Source organism: Bradyrhizobium sp. AZCC 1721, from assembly GCF_036924715.1.
In the GTDB taxonomy this organism is placed as follows: domain Bacteria; phylum Pseudomonadota; class Alphaproteobacteria; order Rhizobiales; family Xanthobacteraceae; genus Bradyrhizobium.
The window spans coordinates 6,747,783-6,768,104 of record NZ_JAZHSB010000001.1 but is presented as its reverse complement, the minus strand read 5'-3'; the positions used below and the strand labels follow the sequence as shown (position 1 = coordinate 6,768,104).

Here is a 20,322-nt window from a genome sequence, read left to right as displayed (position 1 = left end):
AAGTTATAAGTAATTTTGAAGCGGCCGAGAAGGCCGCCTTTTCCATACAGGAGGGAACGCATGCGACAGCTTTTTCGCACAGGAATGCTCGCGGTCGCGCTCGGCGGAATATTCGCCGGCGCTCCCCAAGACCAAGCCCAGGCCCAGGACCACGTCCGGATCGGCGTGCTCAACGACCAGTCGGGCGTGTTCTCGACCTACCAGGGCATCGGCTCGGTCATCGCCGCGCAAATGGCGGTGGAGGACTATGGCGGCAAGGCTGCCGGCAAGGTTGTCGACGTCATCACCGCCGATCATCAGAACAAGACCGACGTCGGCGTCGGCATCGCGCGGCGCTGGTACGATACCGAAAGCATCGACGCCATCTTCGACCTGCCGAACTCGGCGATTGCGCTCGCGGTTGCCAATATGAGCGAGCAGAAGAACAAGGTCTTCATCGGCTCCGGCGCCGGCACCGCGCTGCTCACCGGCGAAAAGTGCACGCCGAATACCGTGCACTGGACCTACGATACCTATGCCTACGGCCGTGGCCTTGGCAAAGCCGTGGTAGCCCAAGGCGGCAAGAAATGGTTCTTTCTGACCGCCGATTACGCCTTCGGCCACGACCTGGAGAAGCAGGCGATGGAAGGCGTCAAGGCCTCCGGCGGCGAAGTGCTCGGCGCCGTGCGCCATCCGCTCGGCACAGCCGACTATGCCTCGTTCCTGCTGCAGGCGCAGGCCTCGGGCGCCGACATCGTCGGCGTGGCGAATGCCGGTGACGACACCATCACCTCGATCAAGCAGGCGGCGGAGTTCGGGCTGACGCAAAAGCAGAAGTTGGTCGGGCTGATCCTCGGCATGAACGGAATTCCTGCGCTCGGCCTGAAGGCAGCGCAGGGCGCGCAGATCATGAATCCGTTCTATTGGGATTTGAACGAAGGCACGCGCGCTTTTGCAAAACGGTTCGCCGAACGCCATCCGCAAAAGAATTATCCGAACGACATGCAGGCCGGCGTCTATGCTTCGGTGCTGCATTATCTGAAGGCCGTCGACAAGATCGGCGGCGCCGCCGACGGCAAGGCCGTTGTCGCGGCGATGAAGGCGATGCCGACCGACGATCCGCTGTTCGGCAAGGGAACCATCCGCGCAGACGGGCGTAAGATTCATCCGCTGTTTCTGCTTGAGGTGAAGAAGCCTGACGAATCCACGTCGAAATGGGATCTGTTGAAGGTCGTCGCTACAATCCCGGGCGATCAGGCGTTTCGTCCCGAAAGCGACGGCAACTGCCCACTCGTCAAGAGATGATCTGACTGGCGGCGGCCGGCAGGAATCGGCCGGGTCCGAAAATCGATCGCCGAGGCTCGTCGTGTATGTTGCCAAGGCAACTAATTTGTGCGAGCGTATTTCCGCAAGGCGGCCGATCGCAGAGCACGGAGAGTGCCGGGCCGCACAGGGAGAAACGGATGTTTGGGTGTGTCGGATCGTCACGACGCAATGCGATGTCGCGCGCGCAGTGTGGTCGCCGCGGCGCAGCTAATAGGCGCCGCTCAGCTCCGCGTATCGACTTCGCCCGCGCCCTTCACGGCGTCGAGATTGCCGTGCACTCGCAGCAGCAGCGCGATCAGGGTCTCCCGCTCCGGCTTGCTCAAGCAGGAGAGCAGGCGGCGCTCGCGTTCGAGCGCGACCGCGATGACCTGGTCGTGGGTGGCATAGCCCTTCGGGGTCAGCGAGATCGAATGGGTGCGGCCGTCCTCGCGGTCGGCCCTGATGCTGACCAGCCCGCGTTCCTCCATGCCGGCGAGCGTCCGGCTCACGGGTCCTTTGTCGAAACCGATCACGTGGCAGATCCGCGCCGCGGAAATTTCCGGCTCGATCGCGAGCAGCGACAGTATCCGCCATTCCGTGACGTTGACCCCAAAGCGCTTCTGATAGACCACGGTCGCGCTACGCGACAATTTGTTGGCGATGAAGGTGATGAGGGCCGGAACGTAACGGTCGAGGTCGAGCACCTGCTCGGCCCGTCCGCTCCTGCCTGCCGCGCCCACACGGGGGGCGCGCGCCTGTCTGTTCCTGCTCATGCTTTTCCGACGCTGCTCCAGCGTTCCAGACATAGAGACAGCGCACACCGCTCTGCAAGGACATTATGCAGGAGGCCCACATGAGCGCGACATCCCGGATAGATTCTGCAACCCCGGAGCGGAGTGCGCCGGCCGGCGTACCCCGTCTGGACGTGGACCCGTTCTCGACCGAGTTTTTCGAGGATCCGCACCGGATCCACGACGTTCTCCGCGAGGCCGGGCCGGTGGTCTGGCTCGAGAAGTGGGGCGTCTATGGCGTCGCCCGCTATGCCGAGGTGCACGCCGTCCTCAACGACCCACTGACCTTCTGCTCGAGCCGCGGCGTCGGCTTGAGCGATTTTGCCAAGGAAAAGCCGTGGCGACCGCAAAGCATCATCCTTGAAGCAGACCCGCCGGCGCATACCAGGACACGCGCGGTGCTCGCCCAGGTGCTGTCGCCGACCGCCATGAAGCAGGTCCGCGAACAATTCACGGCGATGGCCGCGGCCAAGGTCGACGAACTGCTGGCGCGCGGAAGGTTCGATGCGGTTGCCGATCTCGCGGAGGCCTATCCGCTCTCGGTATTTCCTGATGCGATGGGCCTGAAGCAGGAGGGGCGGGAGAATCTGCTGCCCTATGCGAGCCTAGTCTTCAACGCGTTTGGGCCGCCGAACCAGTTGCGCCAGGAGGCGATCGAGCGCTCCGCGCCCCATCAGGCCTATGTCGCCGCGCAGTGCCAGCGCGAAAATCTTGCGCCCGGCGGCTTCGGCGCTTGCATCCATGCGCGCGCCGATGCCGGCGACATCACGGCGGAAGAGGCGCCGCTGCTGGTGCGCTCGCTGCTTTCGGCAGGCCTCGACACCACCGTCAACGGCATCGGCGCCGCGATGTACTGCCTGGCGCGCTTTCCCGATCAGCTTGCGCGGCTGCGCAGCGATCCAACGCTGGCGCGCAACGCATTCGAGGAAGCGATCCGTTTCGAAAGCCCGGTGCAGACCTTTTTCCGCACCACGACCCGGGAGGTCGAACTCGCCGGCCATCGCATCGGCGAAGGCGAAAAGGTTCTGATGTTCCTTGGCGCCGCCAACCGCGATCCGCGACGCTGGGAAAATCCTGATCGCTACGACGTCACCCGCCGCACCTCCGGCCATGTCGGGTTCGGTTCGGGCATTCATATGTGCGTCGGCCAGCTCCTCGCACGCCTCGAAGGCGAGGTGATGCTGGCGGCGATCGCGCGCAAGGTCGCAAGTATCGAGATATCAGGCCCGGTGAAGCGCCGCTACAACAACACGCTGCGCGGTCTCGAAAGTCTCCCCATCACCATTTCTCCGGCCTGACGGACCACCCATGCCGAGCATCACGTTTGTTCACCTTGACGGCCAGGCGCAGCGCATCGATGCCAGCGACGGCGAAAGCGCGATGCAGGCGGCGACGCGCCACGATGTCGGTGGAATTCTGGCCGAATGCGGCGGCAACGCGATGTGCGCCACCTGCCACGTCTATGTCGACGAGAGCTGGCTCGCCCGCCTGCCGGCCATGGGCGACGACGAGGACGCGCTGCTGGACGGCGCCGCCGCCGAACGGCGGGCCAACAGCCGGCTGTCCTGCCGGATCAAGTTGGCTGCCGATCTCGATGGTTTGGTTCTCAATCTGCCGGACCGGCAATTGTGACGGCCTAATCACCTGAACTGAAGTCAAACCCGGCGAAGTCCGGGAACGCTCAAGATCAAATTCGAAAGGGAGAGAACAATGAGGGGTTTAAGGTTAGGTCTCGCGCTTGCCTTGTCTTGCGTGGCGTCGGGCGCGGCGCGCGCGGAAATTTCCGACAATGTCGTGCGCATCGGCGTGCTGAACGACATTTCCGGTATCTTCCAGGACACCAACGGCATGGGCTCGGTGGAAGCTGCGCGCATGGCGGCGGAAGATTTCAACGGCGGTGGCAAGGGTATCAAGGTCGAGATCGTCTATGCCGATCACCAGAACAAGGCCGACGTCGGTTCGGCGATCGTGCGCAAATGGCTCGACGTCGATGGCGTCGATGCCGTGGTCGACGTGCCGAATTCCGCCGTTGGGCTCACCATCAACTCGCTGCTGCGCGATAGCCGCATGACGTTCCTGGCGTCGTCGACGGCGAGCTCCGACCTGACCGGCAAGGCCTGCTCTCCCAACACCATCCAGTGGGTCAATGACGCCTGGGCGACCGGCAACTCGACCGCGGCGGCGATGATGGCGCGCGGTGGCAAGGAATGGTACTTCATCACGGTGAATTTTGCGCTCGGCCAGGGCATCGAGGCCGAGGCCACCAACTACATCGAAAAGCACGGCGGCAAGGTGCTGGGCTCGGCCAAGCATCCGCTCAACACGCCGGACTTTGCCTCGCTTCTGCTGCAGGCGCAGAATTCCAAGGCCAAGGTCATCGGTCTCGCCAATGCCGGCGGCGACACCGTCAACGCGGTGAAGCAGGCGGCCGAGTTCGGCCTTCAGCAAAGCGGACAGACGATGGTGGCGTTCCTGCTGTTCATCAACGACGTCCATGGCATGGGGCTGAAGGTAGGCCAGGGCCTGCAACTGTTCGAGGCGTTTTACTGGGACATGGATGAAAACACCCGCGCGTTTGCAAAGCGCTTCGCAGCGCGGCCGGGCGTGAACGGCAAGATGCCGAGCGGCAATCAGGCCGGCGTCTATGCTTCCACGCTCGCCTATCTCAACGCGGTGGCCGCGACCGGCAGCGACCACGCCAAGGATGCGGTGCCTGAGATGAAGAAGTTCAAGGGCAAGGACAAACTGTTCGGCGATGTCACCATCCGCCAGGACGGTCGCGTCATTCACCCGATGTACCTGTTCGAGGTGAAGAAGCCGGAAGAGTCGAAATATCCCTACGACTACTACAAACTGGTTTCGACCATTCCGGCCGACCAGGCCTTCCGCCCGCTCGCCGACGGCGGCTGCTCGCTGGTGAAGTAATGCTCCGCTGCGCTTCCTCTCCCGCTTGCGGGTAATTGCGGGGGAGGCATAGGCGGCCTGTGGCCGCCGTTCTTTCGAAGAACGCCGATGCGGAGCATCGGCTATGGTTGGGGTGCCGCCGCACAACGGATGTCAAACGTCGACGCTAATCTTGCCTCGTCTTATTTCGATTGACGCCCGCGTGGTCTGAACCATTGTAAGCCTGATGGCCGGTCAAGAACACGGCTGCGACAGCGAAGGGAGAAACGATGCAACGCCTCAGATTCCAAATTCGCATCCAATTGGCTTTGCTGGCGGCTGCGACCTCGTTCTTTGCCGTCGACGCCACGGCCGCAAAGATGGTCGGCGATCCCGCTGCGACCTGCGGCGACCTTATCCGGCCGGTCGACAATGCCGTGCGGATTGATTCTGCGACCATGGTCGCGCCGTCGCCGCTCGCCGTCGCCGAAAGAGCACCGACGCCGGCGGCGCGCATCACGCCAGCCGATCCGGAATTCTGCAAGGTCCTCGGCCAGATCGCGCCGGCCGATCCCAAGGCGCCGCCGATCAAATTTCAGGTGAATCTTCCGGTCGAGTGGAACGGCCGCTCGCTGCAATATGGTGGCGGCGGTTTCAACGGCGTGCTGATTACCGGGCTTGCCTTGCCGCCGGCGTATCCATTCGGCGCGCCGTCGCCGCTGGCGCGCGGGTTCGTCACCTATGGCACCGATTCCGGCCACGAGACCAAGCCGGGCGAGCCGCCGCAAGTGTTTGCGCTCAACGACGAGGCCTTTGAGAATTTCGCCCATCGTTCCTACAAGCGCGTGCGCGACGCCGCGGTTGCCCTGATGCTGCGCGCCTACGGCAACCCGCCGGCCAAATTGTATTTCATGGGATCGTCGGAAGGCGGCCGCGAGGGGCTGACGATGGCGCAGCGCTATCCCGATGACTTCGACGGCATCTTTGCCCGCGTGCCCGTCATCAACTGGGTCGGATTGCAGCATGCCGGGACGCGGTCGGGGCTGGCGACCATGGGCGAGGGCTGGATTCGTCCCGCGCAGGTCGAACTCGTGGCCAAGGCGGTGCTTGCTGCCTGCGACAAGGCGGACGGCGCCGAGGATTCGCTGGTGCTGGACCCGGTTGGCTGCAAGGCGAAATTCCAGCCGGACTCGCTGCGCTGCGCGGCGGGGCAGAGCGGCGACCAGTGCCTGACGGAAGCGCAGATCGCGGCGATCAGGACGCTGCATTCGACGTACCAGTTCTCGTTCCCGCTGGAGAACAGCCTCGACGATTATCCGGGCTGGGGCGTTTCCGGCGAAAACATTCCCGCCTTCGGTCCGACCGGCGGCTGGATCGCCTGGTGGCTCGGCAAGGCGGCGCCGGCGCAGCCGCCGGCCCCTGTCAACGGCATCGCCTGGATCTACGGCGCCGGCGGCATCCAATACGTCTTCGCGCGCGACCCGAAGCTCGACGTCACGACCTACAGGCCCGAGGATCACAAGGAGCGGCTGCTGCAGGTGTCGCGGTTGATGGATTCGACCAATCCGGATCTCAGCCGCTTTGCCGCGCGCGGCGGCAAGCTCGTGGTTCTCGAAAACATGGCCGACTATGCCCAGAGCCCTTACGCAGGAATCCGCTATTTCGAAAACGTGCAGCGCACCTTGGGCAAGGAGAAGACCGCAGAGTTCGCCCGCCTCTACACGGCGCCCGGTGTCGATCATGTTGGTTCAGGCGCGCCCGCCAATGTCGATATACTGGCCGTGCTGGTCGACTGGGTCGAGAACGGCAAAGCGCCCGGCGATCTCGAGGTGATCGAGCAGAAGGTCGAAGCGCCGGCGTTTGAGACCACGCGCGCACTGCCGTTGTGCCAATGGCCGGCATGGCCGCATTACAAATCGGGGCCGACGAGTAGCGCGACCAGTTTTGCCTGCGCGCCGTGAGGAGTTCCGCCCGCGCGATCCCTGCGGAGCGAAGCCTATCCCGTGACCTTGCTCGAGCCCTGCGTGATCAGCCGCGCGGCGCGCTGGTCGCGGGCGTGAATCCACAGCCAACTCAAGGCGACGCTGAGGCGGTTGCGCAGGCCGATCAGGAAGTAGATGTGGGCGATGCCCCATATCCACCAGGCGAGATTGCCGCGCAGCTTGATGCGGCCGAAGTCGATCACGGCCTTCTTCTTGCCAATCTGCGCGAGACTGCCGGCATGTTTGTAGCGGAACGGCGGCAGCGTGCCGCCGGAGAGGCGCGCCTTGATCAGCGCCGCCACATAGCGCCCCTGCTGCTTGGCCGCCGGCGCGATGCCGGGCACGGGACTGCCGTCGGGGCCGGCGATCGTCACGGTATCGCCGATGGCAAACACATCGGGATGGCCGGGCACGGAGAGGTCTGGCTCGACCTTCAGGCGGTAGGCGCGGTCGGCGGGCGCGTTCATCCATTCCGCCGCGCGCGAGGCGCGCACGCCGGCCGCCCAGACGATGGTCCTGGCCTCGAGCCGGTTGCCGCCATAGACGACGCCGTCGATCGCACATTCCGTAACCGGCTGCCCCAGCACCACCTCGACACCGAGCTCCTCCAGCGCGCGCTGCGCATAGGAGGAGAGGTCTTCGGGAAAGCCCGCGAGCACGCGCGGGCCGGCCTCGATCAGGATAACGCGGGTCTTGTGGGTATCGATGTTGCGAAAGTCCGGCGGCAGCGTGTCCTTGGCGAGGTCGGCGATCGTTCCGGCCATTTCGACGCCGGTCGGGCCGGCGCCGATGATGACGAAGGTGAGTAACGCCGCGCGCCGCGCCGGATCCTTCTCGCGCTCGGCGCGCTCGAAGGCGACGAGGATGCGCCGCCGCAGCGTCGTGGCATCCTCCAGCGTCTTCAGGCCCGGTGCGAACGGCTCCCATTCATCGTGGCCGAAATAGGCGTGGCGGGCGCCGGTGGCGAGGATCAGCGTGTCGTAGGCGATCGTTTCGCCGTCTTCGAGCAGCACGCGCTTTCCCGCGGCATCGACGCCATTCACATTGGCAAACAGCGTCGTCACTTCGGGGCGGTCGCGCAAGAGATAGCGGATCGGCCAGGCGATTTCCGACGTCGCCAGCGAAGCGGTCGCGACCTGGTAGAGCAGCGGCTGGAACAGATGATGGTTGCGGCGGTCGATCAGCGTGATCCGGACCGGCGCCCCGGCGAGGCCAAAGGCGGTCTCCAGACCGCCGAAACCGGCGCCGACGATCACGACGTGATGGGGTTCTTTCGGCACTGTCGTCATGGGAATGCGACCCCGGTTTCAGATGTCTCAACGCACTGGATTATGTAGCCATTTGCGGCTCCGCTCCAATACGCCTTTGTCAATCGGTCGATAGCGAAAGCGTATGATGCCGTCGTCCCGGCCCTTATGCGCAATTGCGCATCAGGAGCCGGGACCCATAACCACAGGATTTTGTTGTGGCGCCGTGCTGCGGCTCCAGCGTTCTCAACAATACCCTTCTGTGGTTATGGGTCCCTGCGTTCGCAGGGACGACGGCAAAATAAATTTCCTGCCACAGCATCCTTTGCCCAATCCCAAACGTCCTTGGGGTCGAGATGGCCGCAAAATGAGGAGAAAGCCATGAGACGAACCGTGATCAGGTACAAAACCAAGCCGGAAATGAGCGACAGGAACGCCGAATTGGTGGCGGCGGTGTTTGCCGAATTGCAGGCGGCCCAGCCGGAGGGCTTTCGCTATCTGTCGCTGCGGCTGGAGGATGATACGTTCATCCATTTTCGTCGAGACCGCAGCCGACGACGGCTCCAGCGCCTTGCCGAAACTGGCGGCGTTTCAGGCATTCCAGAACGGCATTCGCGAGCGTTGCGCCGAACCGCCGCTGCCGAAAGGTGTGACCGTCGTCGGCAATTATCGCATGTTGCGCGAGACCGAGAACGCGCTTGCCGGAGTCTAAATGACAGAGGGTCCCGAGACGTCCGCCGCCTTCGACATCGAACGCCTGCTGGTGGCGATGCGCCCAAAGCTGCATCGCTATTGCGCGCGCATGGTGGGCTCCGTCATCGACGGCGAGGACGTGCTGCAGGATGCCATGATCAAGGCGGTGGAGGCGCATGCCTCCGCCGGCACGCTCGGCAATCCCGAAGGCTGGCTGTTTCGCATTGCGCACAACACCGCGCTGGATTTCCTGCGCCGGCGCAGGCGCCAGGAGGCGCTCCGGGGACCAGCGGAGGTGGACATGATCGTTGACCAGCTCGATGCCGTGGCGAGCCGCCAGATCGCCGCGACCTCCTTGCGCACCTTCATGCGATTGCCGGTGCCACAGCGTGCGAGCGTGATCCTGATGGACGTGCTCGGCTGCTCGCTGAAGGAAGTCTGCGAGGTGATGGATTGCAGCCTGCCCGCGGCCAAGGCCGCGCTGCATCGCGGCCGCGCGCAGTTGCGGGAAATCGCCGACGAGCCGGACGACGCGCCGCCACAAAAACTATCCGACGCCGATCGCGAGCGGCTCGGCGCCTATGTTGCCCATTTCAACGCCCGCGATTTCGACGCGATCCGCGCCATGATTACAGACGATGTCAGGCTCGATCTCGTCAGCAGAACCCACTTGCGTGGCAAGGCCGAAGTGTCCCGCTATTTCGGCAACTACGACAAAGTGAGCGACTGGCACCTGGTGCCGGGCCTGGTGGAGGGACGTCCCGCCATCCTGGTGTTCGATCCCAACGAAGGCGATGCCAAGCCGAAATATTTCGTGCTGCTGGGCTGGTCGGCCGGCAAGGTCGCGACCATCAGGGATTTCCGCCACGCGCCTTACGTCATCGATGGCGCTGAATATCTGATCTGAACGAGCGCTTCTGGATGGTGAAGGTGGAAATACGCGATTCCACCCTTGCGGAAAATTGTTTTAAGCATAAAATGATTTGTGAGACGGCGCTGCCGGGCGTCCTCGATATTGATCTCGAGCCTTTCATGGATGGAGGCGAGGGGAGATTGAAAAATGTCAGGTAGCCCCCAGCCGGTCCCTTGGTCTGTCCGGGGCAACCGGCATTATATTTCTTGCCATCCCCGCCATCCACGAATTATGGTGCAGGTGGCTTAAGCATGCGCCGAAGGTTCTAACCGGAGCCTTGGGTTCATGCTTGCCGCTGACCGGCGATTTCGCGCACAAAATACCTCACAGATAAGAGGCGCGCGGAGCAAGCGTTGCCGGTCGCCCGGTTGACCGGGTTTTGAGTGATAAACAGGAGGGGAGTGATTATGAAAAAGGCATTCTGGCTGGCGGGGCGCAACAATTCTGGCGCTGGCGCAGCCCGCGCTCGCTGGCGACACCATCAAAATCGGCTTTGTCTCGACCTTCAGCGGCCCGACTGCTGTGATCGGCAACGACATGCGCAACTCGTTCGAGCTGGCGCTCGACCATCTCGGCCGCAAGATGGGCGGCAAGCCGGTCGAGGTGATCTATGAAGACGACGGCCAGAAGCCTGACGTCGGCAAGCAGAAGACCGAGAAGCTGATCCAGTCCGACAAGGTCGATTTCGTCGTCGGCTACATCTGGTCGAACGTGCTGCTGGCGTCGCTGAAGACCGCGGTCGACAGCAAGACCTTCCTGATCACGTCCAATGCCGGTCCCTCGCAGCTCGCCGGCGATCTCTGTTCGCCTTACGTGTTCTCGACCTCCTGGCAGAACGACCAGACCCCGCAGGCGGTCGGCACCTACATGAACCAGAAGGGCGTGAAGTCAGTGTTCCTGATCGGCCCGAACTATGCCGCCGGCAAGGACATGCTGGCCGGCGTCAAAAGCACCTTCAAGGGCCAGGTCGTAGGCGAGGAATACACGGTGTGGCCGAGCCAGCTCGACTTCTCCGCCGAGCTCACCAAGGCGAAGAATTCCAAGGCCGAGTCGATCTTCGTGTTCTATCCGGGCGCGGCCGGTGTCCAGTTCCTCAATCAATACGCCCAGGCGGGCCTCAAGGGGCAGATCCCGCTCTATACCGCGTTCACGATCGACGAATTGTCGCTGCCGCTGCAGAAGGACAATGCAATCGGCGTGCCCGGCGCGCAGCAATGGGTCAACGATTTGCCGTTCCCCGAGAACAAGAAGTTCGTCGAGGACTACCGCAAGAAGTACACCGGCCTGCGCCCGACCTTCTACGGCGCGCAGTCCTATGACGCCGCGAACCTGATCAACAGCGCGGTGGTCGCGGTGAAGGGCGACACCTCGAAGAAGGACGAGATGAAGGCCGAGATGGAGAAGGCCAACTTCAAGTCCGTGCGCGGCCCGTTCAAATACGGCAACAACCACATTCCGATCCAGAATTTCTACCTGCAGGACGTGGTCAAGGACGCCGACGGCCAGCTCTCGCTGAAGACGGTGGCGACCATCGTCAAGGACGACCAGGATCGCTTCCACGACAAATGTCCGATGAAGAAGTGATTGTTGGCATGGCCGGTGCATGATCGCCGGAGCGCGCCCTCGGGCTTGACCCGGGGGCGGTTAACGACAGATCATCCGCCCAACAAGAAAAATGGCGGCGGCGCAGATGTGCTGCCGCTGTTTTGTTAGGTCTAGAGTTTTAGGTTCATGCTCGTCCTCGTTGAACAATCGCTGAACGGCCTGCAGTTCGGCCTGCTGCTGTTCCTGCTGGCGGCCGGCTTGACGCTGGTGTTCGGCATCATGGACTTCGTCAATCTGGCGCACGGCTCGCTCTACATGATGGGCGCCTATTTCGCGGCGACCTTTGTCGCCTGGACGAATAGTTTTGTGCTCGGCATATTGCTGGCGCTCGGCGCCACGCTGCTACTGGGCATCGCGCTCGAATTCATCGCACTGCGACATCTTTACGGCCGTGACCATCTCGATCAGGTGCTGGCGACCTTCGGGCTGATTCTGTTCTTCAACGACGCGGTGCGGCTGATCTGGGGCCCCGCCGGCCTGTCGCTGCCGCTGCCGGCCTGGCTGACCGTCCCGGTGCAGATCGTCCCCGGCGTGTTCTATCCGGCCTACCGGCTGTCGATCATCGTGGTCGCGCTGGCGGTTGCGGCATTGCTTTATATCGTGGTGATGCGGACCAGGATCGGCATGTTGATCCGCGCCGGCGCCTCCAACCGTGAAATGATCGGCGCGCTCGGCATCAACATCAAACTGTTGTTCACGCTGGTGTTCGGACTTGGCGCGGCGCTCGCAGGCCTTGCCGGCCTGATGCAGGCGCCGATCCTGACCGTGCAGATCGGCATGGGCGAGAACATCCTGATCCTCGCTTTCGTTATCATCGTGATCGGCGGCATCGGCTCGATCCGCGGCGCCTTCATGGCCGCGATCTTCGTCGGCATGATCGATACGCTCGGCCGCGCCTTCCTGCCCGATCTGCTGCGCACCGTGCTGAGTTCCGCCGCCGCTTCCACCGCCGCACCCGCTCTGTCGTCGATGCTGATCTATCTCCTGATGGCCATCGTCCTCGTCGTGCGGCCTGAGGGGCTGTTTCCGGCTGCCAAGCGATGAAATCTCACATCAACGCCCGCAACGTCATCGTGGCGCTTGTCGCGCTTGGCCTCACCGTGCTGCCGGCCTATTCGGCACTGACCGGCAACATCTTCATTCTGACGCTGTTCACCCGCATCGTCATTTTCGCGCTGGCGGCCGCGAGCCTCAATCTCATCATGGGCTATGGCGGCATGATGAGCTTTGGCCACGCCGCCTATCTCGGCATTGGCGGCTATGCGGTGGGCATCCTCGCCCATGAAGGCATCGGCTCCGGCTTCATCCAGTGGCCGGTTGCGCTGGCACTGTCGGCGCTTTATGCGCTCGTGATCGGTGCGCTCAGCCTCCGCACACGCGGCGTCTATTTCATCATGATCACGCTCGCCTTCGCGCAGATGGCCTATTACATCGCCTCAGGCCTCTCTCGCTATGGCGGCGACGACGGCCTCACCATCTACAAGCGCAGCGATTTCGCAGGCCTGATCGACCTGTCGAACCGCGTACAGTTCTATTACCTTTGCCTCTTCTGCCTATTCGGCGGCGTCTACCTGATCTGGCGCATCGTCAATTCGCGCTTCGGCATGGTGGTACAGGGCGTGCGCTCCAACGAACAGCGTATGCAGGCGATCGGCTTTCACGCCAACCGCTACAGGCTCGTCTCTTTCGTCATCTCCGGCACGATCTGCGGCCTCGCCGGGGCGCTGCTCGCCAACAACACCGATTTCATCAGCCCGGCCGGGATGTACTGGACCCGTTCCGGCGAACTCATGGTGATGGTGGTCTTCGGCGGCATGGGCTCGCTGTTCGGTCCCGTCCTGGGGACCATCGTGTTCCTCCTGCTGGAAGAAGTCCTGTCGCAATTCACCGAATATTGGGCGCTGATCATGGGCCCGCTATTGCTGCTGATCGTGCTGTTCGCGCGCGGCGGCATCATGGGCCTGCTCGGGAGGTTGAGCCGTGGCTGATCCTCTGCTCCGTGTAGACAACCTGGTCCGAAGTTTTGGTGGCATCAAAGCCACCGACAATCTGTCTCTCGATGTCGTGCCGGGCGAACTGCATGCCATCATCGGTCCCAACGGCGCCGGCAAGACCACGCTGATCAGCCAGTTGACCGGACAGTTGATGCCGAATTCCGGCACCATTCACTTCGCCGGCCGCGAGATCACGCGGCTGCCGTCCTATCAGCGCAGCCGGCTTGGCCTGGCGCGCTCGTTCCAGATCACCTGCCTGCTGCCGGATTTTACCGCAGCCGATAATGTCGCGCTGGCGGCGCAAGCGCATGACGGCCACTCGTTCCGCTTCTGGGGCGCCGCGCGCAAGGAGAGGCATCTGCGCGAAGCGGCGCAGGCGGCGCTCGCGCGGGTAGGGCTCGCCAGGCGCGCTGACGTGCTGGTGTCGGAATTGAGCCACGGCGAACAGCGCGAACTCGAACTTGCGGTGGCGCTCGCCACCAAGCCGCAATTGCTGTTGCTCGACGAGCCGATGGCCGGCCTCGGCGTCACCGAATCCGCGCGCATGGTGGCGCTGCTCAAGGAATTGCGGAAGGAAGTCACCATCGTGCTGGTCGAGCACGACATGGAGGCGGTGTTCGCGCTCGCCGACCGCATCACCGTGCTGGTTTATGGCCGCGTCATTGCCTCAGGCGATCCCGACGCCATCAGGAACAACGAGGAAGTCAAGCGCGCCTATCTCGGCGACCAGCATGTGGTGGTTAGCCATGGCTGAATCAAAAGCCGCGGAAACCCTGCTCGAAGTTGAAGGCATCGAGACCTGCTACGGTCTCAGCCAGGTGCTGTTCGGCCTGTCGCTGAAGGTAAAGCCGGGCGAGATGGTCGCCCTGATGGGCCGCAACGGCATGGGCAAGACCACGACCATCCGCTCCATCATGGGCATGACGCCGGCTCGCGCGGGCACGATCCGCTTCGCGGGTGAGCAAGTGCGCAGCCTGCCATCCTACAGAATAGCAAAACTCGGCATCGGCCTGGTGCCGGAAGGCCGCCAGATTTTTCCGAACCTGACAGTCTACGAGAATCTGGTGGCGGCTTCGGGCAACCGCTCAGGCAATCCCGATCCCTGGACCATCGACAAGATCCACGCGCTGTTTCCGCGGCTTGCCGAGCGCGGCAACAACATGGGCGTGACCTTGTCGGGCGGCGAGCAGCAGATGCTGGCGATCGGCCGTGCGCTGATGACCAACCCGAAGCTTCTGATCCTCGACGAAGCCACCGAAGGCCTCGCACCGCTGATCCGCGAGGAAATCTGGAACTGCCTGTCGATGCTGAAGGGCCGCGGCCAATCTGTGCTGGTGATCGACAAGAACGTCGCCAACCTCTCCCGCATCGCCGATCGCCACTACATCATCGAGCGCGGGCGAACGGTGTGGACGGGGACATCAGAGCAGTTGATTGCGGAGCCGGACCTGCAGCACCGGTATCTCGGGATTTAAGCTACCTCTGCCGTCGTCCCTGCGCACGCACTAGGGCATCTACACGTCTTGGGGACGCGACAGATTGACTCGGGGCGGCATGATGTGCGTTCGCCGCAGCGTTTTGTATGATTCTCTCTCTGGCGCTTTGATTCGAAGGAGCGCCAGAGATGCAGCAGGAACCGGATTTGTCCCTGGGTAAGTTTGGAGACGTTCGCCTCGATAAAAGGGGGCGGCGCTTCTCCGGGCTATGCTTTGCACGCGCAGTGTCTGTTTGCGCCAGATGGCGCAGGGCAACTGGGCCGCGAACATGGCGTTCTGGCGGTTTGTGAACAATCCGCAAGTCACGATCGACAAGCTGATTGAAGGCTGGAGCCTGCAGACGTCGATGGCGGTCAGCGGGCGTCATGTGCTGTCGATCCAGGACACCAGCGAGATCAACTTCCACACTCGTCCGGGACATCGGCGCGACTTGGGCAAGGTCGGCAAAGGCAATGCTCGCGGCGTGCTGCTGCATGCCATGATGGCGGTCGATGCCGATAGCGGGGTCTGTCTCGGGCTCACCGGCGGTGAGGTGTGGACGCGCAAGCGCAAGGCCAGGATCGCTCACGAGAAGCGCGCCTTGGCCGACAAGGAATCGGCGCGCTGGGTGACGACGGCTAAGCAAGGCTGCGAGGTTCTGGTCGCTGCTCGTATGATCACCGTCGTCAACGACCGCGAGGGGGATTTCTTTGCTCACTGGTCGCTGACACCCGCTGACAATGTCCACCTCCTGTCGCGCGCCATGCACGACCATGCGCTGGTCGATGGCGGCACGCTTTATCAGGCGGTCGCGCGGGCCCGCTTCTGCGACAAGGCGGTGATCGATCTACCAAAGCGAATGGATCGCCACGGTCGCCAGGCCCACCTCTCCATGCGCCTGGGAACCGTTGTGCTCAAACGACCGCAGCGCCCCGGCGTGAAAGACCTGCCACAGGGCGTCAAAGTCAGCTTCGTGGAGGTCGTCGAGTTGCACCCCCCGAAGAGCGCCAAGCCCATTCATTGGTTGCTCCTGACCACTCATCCGGTCGTCACCGCCGCCGATGCCTGGCGGATCGTCTCCTGGTACAAGCAGCGCTGGATCATCGAACAGCTCTTTCGCTCGCTGAAGAGCCAGGGTCTGCGCATCGAGGATAGTCAGCTCGACAGCGCTGAAGGCCTGATCAAACTCGTGGCGATCGCCACCAGAGTAGCATGTATCGTCATCCAGCTCGTTCAAGCCCGCAATGGCGGCGAACAATTGCAGGTCGAATTTGTGTTCACGCCGGACGAGATCGAAGCGCTCAAGGCCATCAACAAAACCCTGAAAGGCCGCACCGAGCTCCAGAAGAACCACCATCGCCCCAACACTGTCGCCTGGGCGGCATGGATCATCGCAAAGCTCGGCGGATGGACCGGTTACGCCTCTCATCGCCCACCTGGACCAATCACCTTCCACATGGGAATGGCTCGCTTCCAACTCCTCGTATATGGCCCGGCAAGCGTGTAGATGCCCTAGTGCGTTCGCAGGGACCCATACGCCGCAGCCGTTGTTACTTAAGGCGGTGGTCGATGATCTTCCTCTGATCATTGGCATCGGTGGTTATGGGCCCCTGCGTTTGCAGGGGCGACGAGAGAGCGTCATCCCCTCCCTCAAAACATCTCGAAATATTCGCGATGCTCCCAGTCCGACACTTCGGCCTGAAACCGTTCGATCTCCGCGTTCTTGATGTGGACGTAATAGTCCACGAACTCCGCCCCCAGCGCCTGCCGGAAAAACGGATCGTCCTGCAGCGCGAACACCGCCTCGCGCAAACTCTTCGGCAACAACGCCGCCTTGGTCTCGTACGGTGCATCCGCTGACGGCCCCGGATCGAGCTTGCGGTCGACGCCATCGAGGCCTGAGAGAATCTGCGAGGCCATGTAAAGATACGGGTTCGCCGCGGGCTCGCCGATGCGGTTTTCCAGCCGTGTGGCCGCATCGCCCGGACCGCCGAGCACGCGGATCATGACGCCGCGGTTGTCGCGGCCCCAGATCGCGCGATCCGGCGCCAGCGAATAGGAGCGGTAGCGCTTGTAGCCGTTGATGGTCGGCGTCGTGAATACGGTGGATGCGCGGGCGTGCTCCAGGAGCCCCGCGAGATAGGCGCGTCCAAACGGGCTCAGCACCTCGCCCTTGTCGCCGGCCATGAACGCATTCTCGCCGCTGGCGCGTGACACCAGCGATTGGTGCAGGTGCCAGCCCGAAGCGAACACGTTCGGCAGTTTCGGCCGGCACATGAAGGTCGCGTGATAGCCATGGCGGCGCGCGATCTGTTTTACGGCCGAGCGGAACAGCACCATGTTGTCGGCGGGCACGAGGCCTTTGGTCGGCTGGAAGGTGAATTCGCACTGGCTCGGCCCGAACTCGACCTCGACCGATCGCAAGGGAAGGCCGAGCGCCAGCACGTCACGGCGGATGATCTCCAGCGCCGGCTCCATCTGGTCGTAGCGCTGCTCGGTGAGATACTGGTAGCCGTGCGACAGCAGGCTCACCGATGGCGGGCGTCCGGGCTGGCCGGCATCCTCCGGCGCCATATGCGCGTCGTCGAGCTTGAAGAGATGGAATTCGACTTCGAGGCCAGCAACGAAATCGTAGCCGCGCTGTCCGAGCAGATCGATCACCTTGCGGTAGAGATGCCGCGTGGCGAACGGCACCGGACGGCCATCGTTGAAGTAGAGATCGCACAGCAGCCAGCCGGTGGTCGGCGCCCACGGCAGCACGCGAAACGTGGTGGCGTCGGCGACCATCAAGACGTCGGCGGCGCCTTCCATCTCCTTCATGCCGAACCCGCCGCCGGCTGTGAATACGGGAAACACCGTCTTGTGCGAGGTGTCCTTGGCGAGCATGGTCGTGGTGATGGAGCAGCCGCTTTCCAGCGAGGCAATCGCTTCGCTCGCGACCAGCGTCTTGCCGCGCAGGATGCCGTGCTGGTCGGGGAATGACAGGCGGACGACTTCGAGGTTTTTCTCCTCGACGATCTTGCGCAGGCGGCTCGCGGCCTCCTGCTGCTCTTTCGACCACAGCTCGTGACGTTCTACGAAACTCAACGTGTTGCTCCGAGGTAGCCGTCATTGCGAGGAGCCACGCGACGAAGCAATCCATGCCTCCACGTGCGGCGCGATGGATTGCTTCGCTTCGCTCGCAATGACGGAAGAGGGAGCATCATCACTCCGCCGCCGTAAGGTGGGGCACCTTGCCGGAAATCTCCGTCGGCACCGGCGCGGCCCAAGGTGCGCCGCGGCGGCGCTTGACGTCGATTTCCATCCAATAGATTTCCCAGCCCTGCGTGGGCCCGATGCCGTCCATGGTGGCAGGACCCTGAATGCTGCGCGCGTGTGCCGCGTCAAGGAACAGCATCGGCTTTTCGCCGCCGACCACCTTCTCGATCTCCTGCCGCAGCAGGCGGCGATACTGCACGATCGCCTTGTCCGATTGTCCCAAATGCTCGTTAGTGCGGTCCTGGATCGGGCCCATCGATTCTACCGCCCACTGGTCGTGGACGTTGATGTCGGTCCCCATGCCGGTATAGGTCGCGGTCGCCTGTTCGTGCGGATCGAAGCCGTAATCGTTGCTCTTGTTCTTGCGCGACTTGTAATCCGGCAGCTCGTACAATTCGAGGCGCTGGTCGCGCATCTTCTTCTTGTCGACCGGCGTCGTGTAAGAGGTGAAGATCGCATACCAGTAGCAGTTCTCGTCATCGATGGGCACGTGCCACTGCGTGATCGTCATCTCCGTGCTCATCGGGATGACGAAGCCATGCGGGAAAAGCTGATTGGTAACGCGCACATGCGTGCGCTCTTCGTCGAGCTCGCGCAGCGCGATCAGGCGCAGGCCATACTCGGTATGTTCGACGTTGATGATCGGGTTGTCGTATTCGCGCAAGATCTTCGTCATCGGCATATCGCTGCCGGCGGACGCACCGCGGAACTGCTTGCCGTAGGCGGTGGAAGTGTCTTCGTCCTCGAAGAAGCGGTGCAGGAAGGAGGCGTGCGCCGGATCGATGCCGACTTCCAGCGCCTGCAGCCAATTGCAGTTGATATGCCCCTTGAACGCAAAGGTATGGCTGTCGGGCGCCACAAAACAGTCGATCTCCGGAAACGCCGGCGGTTCGCCTTCGCCGAGATAAGCCCAGAGGATGCCGCTCTTCTCGACCACGGGGTAAGAGCGCTGCTTGATGCCCTGGCACAGCTTTGAGTCCTTCGGCTCCGCCGGCGTCTCCAGGCACTGGCCCGAGACGTCGAACAGCCAGCCATGGAAGGCGCAGCGCAACCCGCCATTCTCCAGCCGTCCGAACGCGAGGTCGGCGCCGCGATGGGCGCAGTGGCGGTCGATCAGGCCGTAGCGGCCCTGCTCGTCGCGAAACAGCACGAGGTTTTCGCCGAGCAGCTTGACCGGGCGAACCGGCCGCGATCCCTGCAGCTCGTCGACCAGCGCCGCCGGCTGCCAGTACATCCGCATCAGCTTGCCGCACGGGTCCTTGCGGCCGGTGCGGGTGATCAGGTCGTTCGCTTCCTGGCTCATCATGGCGAGGATCTCCGCTAGCTGGACTTGTTCGCCTATTGAACTTTTGTGCGATTTTAACGTATGCTTGGCGTGAGGCAAGCGGATTATGGAGGCAGCGATGCCCAAGCTTAAGCGCGCGGCGGACACTGACAACCGCGGCGCGACCGATTTCATCGAAAGCCTCGACCGCGGCCTGCGCGTGCTCGAGATATTTGGCGGCAGCCGGCAGCCGATGACGCTGAGCGATCTCGCCAAGGCGGCTGAGCTGCCGCGCGCCACCGCACGGCGCATCCTTTTCACGCTCGAACGCGCCGGCTTTGTCGCAAGTGACGGCAAGCTGTTCCGCCTGACGCCGCGCGTGCTGGTGCTGGCCTCAAGCTATCTCGCCTCCAACCATGTCGTCTCGGTGCTGCAGCCAGCGCTTGATCGATTGTCGGCTGAGGCGCAGGAGATCGCGTCGATGGCGATCCTCGACGGCAACGACGTCGTCTTCATCGCGCGCGCCAGCCCGACGCGAATCTTCTCGTCAGGCATCGATATCGGCTACCGGCTGCCGGCGTTTTGTACCTCGGTCGGCCGTGTCCTGCTGTCGCGGCTGGCTGATGACGAAGTGGCCGCCGCGCTCGACCGGATGGAGCTTGCGCCGCTGACACCGTTCACCGTCACCGACAAGAAGCAGCTCCTGAAGACGATCGTCGCCGATCGCGCGCAGGGCTATTCGCTGGTCGATCGCGAAGCCGAGCCGGGTTTCCGTTCGGTCTCGGTGCCGGTCCGCCGCTACGACGGCGCGATCATCGCCGCCATCAACATGGGCGCGCATGTCGACCGCGTGTCCGCGGAAGAGATGGTCGAGAAATTTCTGCCGCGCCTGCGCGAGGCGGCGGCATCGGTCAAATCGATGCTGGTGTGACC

Annotated in this window: 17 protein-coding genes and 1 pseudogene; 14 read left to right on the top strand and 4 right to left on the bottom strand. The window is 63.2% G+C overall.

Annotated features, from left to right (window positions below; translation table 11 throughout):
* The first annotated feature begins 84 nt into the window (after positions 1–84).
* Positions 85–1,284, top strand: coding sequence for an ABC transporter substrate-binding protein (locus V1273_RS32300; protein WP_334412303.1), 1,200 nt, complete (start codon positions 85–87; stop codon positions 1,282–1,284).
* A 242-nt stretch (positions 1,285–1,526) separates the two neighbouring features.
* Here the strand turns inward: V1273_RS32300 and V1273_RS32295 are convergent, their stop codons facing one another.
* Complete coding sequence (locus tag V1273_RS32295) at positions 1,527–2,057, bottom strand: MarR family winged helix-turn-helix transcriptional regulator (RefSeq protein WP_334365392.1); 531 nt, start codon at positions 2,055–2,057, stop codon at positions 1,527–1,529.
* An 80-nt stretch (positions 2,058–2,137) separates the two neighbouring features.
* Between V1273_RS32295 and V1273_RS32290 the strand changes: the two genes are divergently transcribed.
* The 4 genes from V1273_RS32290 (at position 2,138) to V1273_RS32275 (ending at position 6,919) form a co-directional block, all read left to right on the top strand.
* Complete coding sequence (locus V1273_RS32290) at positions 2,138–3,373, top strand: cytochrome P450 (protein ID WP_334411942.1); 1,236 nt, start codon at positions 2,138–2,140, stop codon at positions 3,371–3,373.
* 10 nt (positions 3,374–3,383) lie between these two features.
* Positions 3,384–3,707 carry a 2Fe-2S iron-sulfur cluster-binding protein gene (locus tag V1273_RS32285; protein WP_334411941.1) on the top strand — a complete coding sequence of 108 codons (324 nt, stop codon included), beginning with the start codon at positions 3,384–3,386 and terminating at the stop codon, positions 3,705–3,707.
* Positions 3,708–3,785: 78 nt separating this feature from the next.
* Positions 3,786–5,000 carry an ABC transporter substrate-binding protein gene (locus V1273_RS32280; RefSeq protein ID WP_334411940.1) on the top strand — a complete coding sequence of 405 codons (1,215 nt, stop codon included), beginning with the start codon at positions 3,786–3,788 and terminating at the stop codon, positions 4,998–5,000.
* A 248-nt stretch (positions 5,001–5,248) separates the two neighbouring features.
* On the top strand, positions 5,249–6,919 hold the full coding sequence (locus V1273_RS32275; protein WP_442894126.1) for a tannase/feruloyl esterase family alpha/beta hydrolase: 1,671 nt from the start codon (positions 5,249–5,251) through the stop codon (positions 6,917–6,919).
* Positions 6,920–6,954: 35 nt separating this feature from the next.
* Here the strand turns inward: V1273_RS32275 and V1273_RS32270 are convergent, their stop codons facing one another.
* Positions 6,955–8,229 (bottom strand): NAD(P)/FAD-dependent oxidoreductase, encoded by a 1,275-nt coding sequence (locus V1273_RS32270; protein ID WP_334411939.1) that lies wholly within the window; start codon positions 8,227–8,229, stop codon positions 6,955–6,957.
* A gap of 475 nt (positions 8,230–8,704) precedes the next feature.
* Between V1273_RS32270 and V1273_RS34150 the strand changes: the two genes are divergently transcribed.
* The 8 genes and pseudogenes from V1273_RS34150 to V1273_RS32230 all read left to right on the top strand — a co-directional run bounded on the left by V1273_RS34150 (position 8,705) and on the right by V1273_RS32230 (position 16,374).
* Positions 8,705–8,899 (top strand): hypothetical protein, encoded by a 195-nt coding sequence (locus V1273_RS34150; RefSeq protein ID WP_442894125.1) that lies wholly within the window; start codon positions 8,705–8,707, stop codon positions 8,897–8,899.
* Positions 8,900–9,787 carry a sigma-70 family RNA polymerase sigma factor gene (locus V1273_RS32260; protein ID WP_334411938.1) on the top strand — a complete coding sequence of 296 codons (888 nt, stop codon included), beginning with the start codon at positions 8,900–8,902 and terminating at the stop codon, positions 9,785–9,787.
* Between the two features lie 413 nt (positions 9,788–10,200).
* A pseudogene (locus tag V1273_RS32255) lies at positions 10,201–11,377 on the top strand (ABC transporter substrate-binding protein).
* A gap of 147 nt (positions 11,378–11,524) precedes the next feature.
* The gene (locus V1273_RS32250; RefSeq protein WP_213289778.1) at positions 11,525–12,442 is read left to right on the top strand and encodes a branched-chain amino acid ABC transporter permease; all 918 of its coding nucleotides are present in this window, start codon (positions 11,525–11,527) and stop codon (positions 12,440–12,442) included.
* Entirely contained in the window at positions 12,439–13,386 is a 948-nt protein-coding gene (locus V1273_RS32245) for a branched-chain amino acid ABC transporter permease (protein ID WP_334411937.1), read from the top strand. The genes V1273_RS32250 and V1273_RS32245 overlap by 4 nt, the downstream gene beginning before the upstream one ends.
* On the top strand, positions 13,379–14,146 hold the full coding sequence (locus V1273_RS32240) for an ABC transporter ATP-binding protein (RefSeq protein ID WP_334411936.1): 768 nt from the start codon (positions 13,379–13,381) through the stop codon (positions 14,144–14,146). Before V1273_RS32245 ends, V1273_RS32240 begins: the two co-directional genes overlap by 8 nt.
* Positions 14,139–14,867 (top strand): ABC transporter ATP-binding protein, encoded by a 729-nt coding sequence (locus V1273_RS32235; RefSeq protein ID WP_334411935.1) that lies wholly within the window; start codon positions 14,139–14,141, stop codon positions 14,865–14,867. The genes V1273_RS32240 and V1273_RS32235 overlap by 8 nt, the downstream gene beginning before the upstream one ends.
* A 262-nt stretch (positions 14,868–15,129) precedes the next feature.
* The gene (locus tag V1273_RS32230; protein WP_334368994.1) at positions 15,130–16,374 is read left to right on the top strand and encodes an IS4 family transposase; all 1,245 of its coding nucleotides are present in this window, start codon (positions 15,130–15,132) and stop codon (positions 16,372–16,374) included.
* A gap of 143 nt (positions 16,375–16,517) precedes the next feature.
* Here the strand turns inward: V1273_RS32230 and V1273_RS32225 are convergent, their stop codons facing one another.
* Positions 16,518–17,954, bottom strand: a complete 1,437-nt coding sequence (locus V1273_RS32225) for a glutamine synthetase family protein (RefSeq protein ID WP_334411934.1) — start codon at positions 17,952–17,954, stop codon at positions 16,518–16,520.
* Positions 17,955–18,072: 118 nt separating this feature from the next.
* On the bottom strand, positions 18,073–19,431 hold the full coding sequence (locus tag V1273_RS32220; RefSeq protein WP_334411933.1) for an aromatic ring-hydroxylating dioxygenase subunit alpha: 1,359 nt from the start codon (positions 19,429–19,431) through the stop codon (positions 18,073–18,075).
* 97 nt (positions 19,432–19,528) lie between these two features.
* Here V1273_RS32220 and V1273_RS32215 point away from each other — a divergent pair, with 97 nt between their 5' ends.
* Positions 19,529–20,320 (top strand): IclR family transcriptional regulator domain-containing protein, encoded by a 792-nt coding sequence (locus V1273_RS32215; RefSeq protein ID WP_334411932.1) that lies wholly within the window; start codon positions 19,529–19,531, stop codon positions 20,318–20,320.
* Positions 20,321–20,322 lie beyond the last annotated feature (2 nt).